General features: G+C 39.7%; 7 protein-coding genes. All 7 read right to left on the bottom strand.

Annotated features, from left to right (window positions below):
- Positions 1-263: 263 nt before the first annotated feature.
- On the bottom strand, positions 264-434 hold the full coding sequence (locus tag EVJ30_RS15220; protein WP_161568864.1) for a hypothetical protein: 171 nt from the start codon (positions 432-434) through the stop codon (positions 264-266).
- Positions 435-567: 133 nt separating this feature from the next.
- Positions 568-1,575, bottom strand: a complete 1,008-nt coding sequence (locus EVJ30_RS14630) for a tRNA dihydrouridine synthase (RefSeq protein WP_131469547.1) — start codon at positions 1,573-1,575, stop codon at positions 568-570.
- Between the two features lie 391 nt (positions 1,576-1,966).
- Positions 1,967-3,622 (bottom strand): ADP-ribosylglycohydrolase family protein, encoded by a 1,656-nt coding sequence (locus EVJ30_RS14625; RefSeq protein WP_161568863.1) that lies wholly within the window; start codon positions 3,620-3,622, stop codon positions 1,967-1,969.
- A gap of 1 nt (position 3,623) precedes the next feature.
- Positions 3,624-4,295, bottom strand: a complete 672-nt coding sequence (locus EVJ30_RS14620; RefSeq protein WP_131469545.1) for a DarT ssDNA thymidine ADP-ribosyltransferase family protein — start codon at positions 4,293-4,295, stop codon at positions 3,624-3,626.
- A gap of 5 nt (positions 4,296-4,300) precedes the next feature.
- Positions 4,301-5,716: a 3'-5' exonuclease gene (locus tag EVJ30_RS14615; protein ID WP_131469544.1), complete on the bottom strand. Its 1,416-nt coding sequence runs from the start codon at positions 5,714-5,716 to the stop codon at positions 4,301-4,303.
- Between the two features lie 171 nt (positions 5,717-5,887).
- Positions 5,888-6,031, bottom strand: a complete 144-nt coding sequence (locus EVJ30_RS15215) for a DUF7000 family protein (protein ID WP_161568862.1) — start codon at positions 6,029-6,031, stop codon at positions 5,888-5,890.
- A 422-nt stretch (positions 6,032-6,453) separates the two neighbouring features.
- Complete coding sequence (locus EVJ30_RS14610) at positions 6,454-6,963, bottom strand: hypothetical protein (RefSeq protein ID WP_161568861.1); 510 nt, start codon at positions 6,961-6,963, stop codon at positions 6,454-6,456.
- Between the last annotated feature and the right edge of the window lie 166 nt (positions 6,964-7,129).

The following is a 7,129-nucleotide window of genomic DNA, read 5'->3' as shown; positions in this document are numbered from 1 at the left end:
GTGAGTGAACATTCGTGACACGCAATCGATTATCCAGGAATTCTAACTCGTTCATGGGAATCAATCCTTTTTGATTTTATTCCCATAATGTCAGCATCACTACCTCACCAACATTGCGTAAGAACCACTCCTATTTTGCACTACACACTCGTTGATGGATAAGAATTCGATATATGGATTTTCGACTTCTTTTAGCGGTCTATCGCTCGTCATAAATTGAAATTCACTCATGTTATTTGCCTCCCACTCTTATATCATCATAGTCATTGTTTCATCGCGCGAATGGAAATGATGAGTCCAATCAAATAGCCGATTATCGAGCCGACAACAATCCCGTATGCAACCGTAAAACCGAATAATAGAGAGATGATCATCCCGGCAGCCGTTCCGAAAACAAGGCCAAGTCCGACCGCTGATTCGCGCCATTCGTTCATTTTCACTCTCCACTTCTTTCAATTTACTTCATACGAATCAACCTGATCAAACGTTTCATTTCCTACATTCCATTTCCTTTTGCTGTTTTGCATACAAGAAAGGGACCCAGTATACACTGAATCCCTTCAAAAATCATTCTACTGTCGACGCCGCCTCGGCGAGCGCCGCTTCTTCTTTGTGATAGTTCTCGACGAACGCATCGAGCAATGCCCGCACTTCGTCTGTCGATTTCGTATCCATCAACTTCACACGGAGGTCGCTCGCCCCGCGGAAACCTTTCACGTAAATCTTGAAGAACCGGTGCAAGTTCGAGATCGAGCGCGGCACGTCGTCTTGGAACTTGTCTTGAAGGTCGAGTTGGAGACGAAGCAGATCGAGGTGTTCTTCCATCGAATGCTCACGCGGCTCTTTCTCGAACGCGAACGGGTTTTTGAAAATCCCGCGGCCGATCATGACGCCGTCGACGCCATACTTCTCGACGAGCTCGAGACCCATCTGACGGTCGAGGATATCGCCGTTGATCGTGATGAGCGTATCCGGTGCAATCTCATCACGCAATTTCATGATATCCGGAATCATCTCCCAGTGCGCGTCGACTTTACTCATCTCGGAGCGCGTCCGCAAGTGAATCGACAAGTTGGCGATGTCTTGCTTCAAGACGTGCGTCAACCAGTCGCGCCACTCGTCAAGCTTCGAAAAGCCAAGACGCGTCTTGACGCTGACCGGGATGCCACCGGCTTTAGCCGCTTGGATGAGTTCGGCCGCGACGTCAGGACGCAAGATGAGGCCGCTCCCTTTTCCGCGCTTGGCGACGTTCGGGACCGGGCAACCCATGTTGATGTCGATGCCCTTATAACCCATCTCGGCCATACCGATGCTCATCTCGCGGAAGTAGTCCGGGTTGTCGCCCCAAATGTGGGCGACGATCGGCTGCTCGTCCTCGGTGAACGTCAGGCGTCCACGGAGGCTACCTTTTCCTTCAGGGTGGCAGTAGCTGTCCGAGTTGGCGAACTCGGTGAAAAACACGTCCGGTCGGCCGGCGTGGGCGACGACGTGGCGGAAGACGACGTCGGTCACGTCTTCCATTGGGGCAAGTATAAAGAATGGACGCGGTAGGTCGCGCCAGAAGTTTTCGTTCATATAGAATCATTCCCTTTCGTTTCTGGTCCAATAAAATCACTTTATCCATTCTATTATGTCGATACATAATATTCAACATTCCTAATGAAACAATAAAAGGTTATCATGAGTGAATCAAGTTCTCACGATAACCTCTATAGTTTTTAGGACCTCAAATAAAGCTCTTTCTATAACATTCGTGACCGTACTCTTAACTACCTTAAAAGAATTAGGCTCATTTTTAAATCTACCTTTCCCGAAAATAATTAACAGTTAACCTAGATAAGTCATAGATAAATTAAATCGGCTATTTCTAAATTTCATATTTTTAAACTCATGTAGTTTAGCCCTAATACAATGTTAGAGCACAAAAAACAATTGTACTATCCTACATCATAAATGTTTTTCATTTTCAATAATTCTGAATAACATTCGCGATTTTTATTATATAATCATAATTAATATTGTGCTTTTTCCACTTAGCTTCAATTATCTGAAAGTTTAGCTTATTTGATTTAACATACTGACTTCTTTCAATCTCATCCATAATATCGGCAATCAATTGTAAGCATAGATTAAATTCGAGTTCTTCAGGAACCAGATTTGCAAACCCTCTTAACTTTCTTGCATCTATTACTACTTTGTAAGTGTGAGGGTCATCAATATTTTTTAGCCCTTTCAAGGAACTATTATTCTTTTCTAATGCTACACTTTCTTTCTTTAAACTGTTGTTTTTAAGTACTTTTCTTTCATAAATTTTCACAAAAATAACTTGACCATCTTCACTAACAAATTTTAAGTTTTTAATAATTTGTGAGTTATTAGAATCATAGAAAACTACGTCATCCAAAGTGATTTCTCCGAATGGTTCAACCTTCAGCAAGTCTCCTCTTTGAATGTTTTTTAGCTTTTCTTTCATCCCAACTTTACTACAGTCAAATAAAGGAGATTCGATTTCCTCTTCATTTTTTGTTCCTTGATTGAGCAATGTACTAAAATAAGAATAATCTTGAACACTTAACCACGACGTAGGCAGAAATTCTGTCCCATGCAAAATTCCTAATAGTCCGCCTACCATCGAAGCCAAAGTATCCGTATCCGCTTTATTCAAGTGTGCAGCTTCAACAATCGCTGTTTTCGGACTAGTTGCATACTTCGATGCAAGATAAATAGCAGCAGTTGCAGTAACTGTCCCTGCACCATTAATCTTTTTATCAAAACACCCTAACTGTTCTAGAGTTTCATTTCCGATATCAAGTGCACCTTTATTTAATCCCTGATTAACAATCGCAAGTTGATTAATTATTTCTTGTTTCGTTTTATTCCAAACTTCTAGATAATTATTATTAAATACTTTATTTGCGGCATTCATCCAACTATCAAGTTTTTGTACATTCGGGAATGTACCCCACTCATCAGATCGTTTAATCAAATATTCTATAAGTTCCCCATATCCCAAGGTATCATTTTTATTTTGCAAATACATCAACGCATCAGCGTATACTAAAGCACCTAATATGGCTCTCGGATGTCCATGTGTAAAAATTCCATTTAAGAATACTTGATGTTGGATTTCAGCCCAAGTATTTTCTTTTGTAAATACATGAGGTAAAATTCTCATTGCAACACCATTACCGCCAGCATTAAAGTATTTTTCTAAGCTTGACTCATTTTCTTTTTCTACATCCCATGGTTTTTTATTTTTTCTCCATTCTTCAGCTGCTCTTTTGGTGGCACCTCCACCGCCGCGTTCATATGAAAGCCAAGCTGGAAGTTCAACCTTCGAAAAATATTTCCCCCAACTAGACCCGTATTTTAGGCTCCTGGCAGTTGCAATTATTAATTGAGTGTCATCACTGTATTCTCCGGGTTGAATGACCTCCGAATGTCCCCAGAATCTTCCTCCATCCTGTCTAGTCCATTTCTGGAACTCATCTAACTTAGTAGGTTTTTTTTTCGAAATATTTTTACTGTTTTGCTCCTGAGGCCAACCTAGCGCATCGCCTACGGCGGCGCAAACTAACGCAGAGAACTGCTTATCAAGTCTTTCAACTTCTGATTTTTCCAATTCAAACACCCCCTTGATATTTTTTCTCAATAGGGACTATCCCCTGACGAACCATTGTACTCCAACTACCATCAAATAGACTCGGCGCAATAAATATATCCACTTGTGGAATATTAAGTATTTTCCATTTTATGAATTCACTATTAGCTCTATCTTCACTTTCAACAATCACACCAAGGATATCCTTTCTCCGAACATTTTTATATATTAGTATTTCAGCTTGGTCATCCGTGGGACAGTTAGACATCATTTGTAATGTTCTACTTCGAGATTCAACTTTACTGCTAAATAATGATTTAAACCCTTGATGTCCCCTAGTAATATACCCACCTCTTTTTTTAGCGGCATTAACAGGACAGAATAAGGTATTTTGATATGTTAATAGCTCTGGATTAATAAGAAGAATAACCCAGTCTTTAAACAAAGGATTTATATCTTTAATTCTTCTCCAATACCAATGGTTAGGATATTGAAGAGAACAATTTATATACTCTTTTTTTCCATCCAGTCTTATAGGATCGTTCGCTTCATATAAGGCTTCGTCCAAAAAGTCGACAGCTGTTATTCCATCTTCCGAGCTGAGTATATGTACAGCTTTTTGGGAACGAGTAATATGACATAATCTTGTGATGTTCCTTTTTAGATACTCCTCCCTAATCAACATCTCATCCATTAAATTCACCTCGTTTTTTGGAATAAAGAATCGTCATTTGGAATTATTTCAGTCAATTCTCCCGTATAAGATATTACTAATATCCGCTTAGCTCTTGTAACAGCAACATATATTAATTTTGCTTCTTCTCCTAACGCTTCATCACGATCTCCTAGCGAATCCACTTTTTCAATATTAGGTAATCTATCGGTACTACAATGTGGAATAATCACTGCATCAAATTCTAATCCTTTAGCTGAATGAAAGGTTCCTATTGAAACACCAGGATTATTATCCCAGTCCCTTAAATATCCGCTAAGTTCTTGAGGTATAATACCTTTTTCTTTTAAATAACCCCTCAGTTTTGATAACTGTTCTCTAGTCCTAAATAAAATCGCGACAGTTTGAGTTCTACATAATTGAGAAGCTGTTTCAGCTGCCCACTGCAATTCTTCTAACTCTCTACGGAACATTAACAGTACCGGAAGTGGTCCAGAAGCTATAGGGTTTTTAGGAATGACCAAATCAACATGTTTCTTAAAGAACGGTTGATTTGATATTTTTAAAGCCAGATTAGCAATTTCTTTGCTATTTCTATAATTCTGATCAAACTTCCAAATGCTGTCGTTCATCACGTTCAATCCTGCATTTCTCCAAGAGATTCTCCCACCATATATTTGTTGAGCTACATCCCCGAAAAAAGTAAGACTTCCGTTATCAGCAACCGCTAAACTTAACGATTTAAGCATAGCTGGAGAGAGATCTTGTCCCTCATCAATAATAATGTGTTGGTACATTTTTTCACTTGAATCATTTTCAAGTTCATTAACAACTGTATTAGCGATATCATCCCAATCGTATTTATAGTTATCTTCTGCTCGTATCTTTAAATACGATTCATAAACTAAGAAGAAAAGATATCTTTTGTCCCTAGTAATTCTAGTACCTGATCGCCCTATTCTTTCCGCATCTTCATATTCTTCAATTGAAAAAATCCCCATTTTTTGTATCCACGATATTTCTTCGTAAAAAACTTCTGCATTTCTATGTAAAGTCTGATGGTTTCCATGTTCCATTTTAACATTTTCAATAGCCATCTCTATGTACCTAAGCTTTAATTTACTTGAGGGTACTATCTCATTAGACCTAAGCATGCCTCTGCTACTTAAATAACCTCTTGCAAAAGCATGATAATTTCTAACATCGACTTTTTCTAAATATCCATCATCATTTATTAGAGAATTCAAATATGTTCTTAGGGATTTATTAAACGTCACAAGTAAAACTCTTTCATCCGATTTTATTCGATGAGATAGATATGCTGCCCTATGAATTGCTAAAGTTGTTTTCCCACTTCCGGCCGTACCTAATACAACATAGTGTCCTTCTTCAGGCAAGCACAGTACTTCCCTCTGCTTCCCAATTGGTGTAGGCAAAGACAATTTTATTCCTCCTTAGTGTGACTGTATAAGTTCAATTTTATAGTAATGACTAACAATAATATAGAATTTTTCATCATAAAAATTGTAATTATTTCAATTTAAAAACGAAAATACCATCAAGGATTTTTTTATGTTTATATAACAAAAAAATGATGGATGCACCTTTTACATCTATGGATAAAGGCCGCTCATCTCGTATCCGTTCTTGATGAAACGGGCTTGCAAGCTCCCCATGAATTCGAGGATGCCTCGATACGTCATTAGCATGTCGCCTTGTTTGACGGTCGACGTATACGTACGAATCAATTCATTCAACGTTTTCAATGAGGCTTTCTTCTATTCTGAAATTTTAAAGGTGAGAACGATTTCAGCATCTGCTAGAATTCTTTTATCAGTCACTTATTCGACGTCGCCTCCCCCAAAAACCTTTATTACTTCTCAATCTTTCATCATCCATCCGACGCTGAACTGTGACGTTCACAATTCCTCAATAGTAGCTGATATCGCCGGGCGTTGGTTTACACGTCAATCGATAACCGTGAGACTTGAATGTATGTTCATAACGATTTAAGGTAATGCTCCTAATCGGGTTCATCGTGTAAAAGACGACGACCGGGCGTCTTTAGTGATTATAATAGAAATGCGGATGCATCAAGTCCGGAATCGTCTCCCCAGCTGATTTCGTGCCACATCGCACCAAACTCTTGAAGCTCGTGATAAGCGATCCCCGCCTGTAGCTAAGACAAGGGAGTGTTGCCTCCGTCAATCGCCTCCATGAACTCGTCGCGGGCGAAACTCGGCTTGGGTGGTGATAGAAATTGTATTTTTAACCGTCTACATTCGTCCGGTTCCGGTAAAGTTTTGTCAGCCGGGATTGCCCATACGATTCCATTTCCGTTGTCGCCTACTTGATATTGATAGGCCGCCAATTTAAGTGATGGTTTGACGTGAAACTTAGAGAAGCCCTCGATGATTCGTTCAGGATTGTCGTACGATATTCTCCAACCGGAATCCCAATAGCGCCTTGTCTTTGTCTCTCGTGTCAATAATGGATCAACCGTTTGATCCGGCTCGGTCTCCTCCAAGGTGAATACATGAAAATGCTCTAAATGACTGCTTGTCCCCTGCTGAAACAGATTATCTAGATCCTTCACACCCTGACTAGAACACTCTCGTTTCAATAATTTCAATCCGCTATTACACAGCCGTCTTAGCCACCGATGATTGCCCATTTTACGCTCTCCCATTCGAATCAATTTTACTCATTAGAGACAGTCTACAAAAAATGAACTGAGCCCCGTAAAATGGACAGTTTAATAAAAAGCCCGTATGTCCTATGCGGCGATTAGATGGCCCCGATATTGTTCCGGGGTCATCTTTTTTAGGTTCCACTGACCGCGTTCGCAGTTGTAA

The organism is Exiguobacterium sp. SH5S13, assembly GCF_004337085.1.
Lineage (GTDB): Bacteria > Bacillota > Bacilli > Exiguobacteriales > Exiguobacteriaceae > Exiguobacterium > Exiguobacterium aurantiacum_A.
The sequence above is the reverse complement of the archived record's forward strand: the minus strand, read 5'-3'. Positions and strand labels throughout refer to the sequence as shown.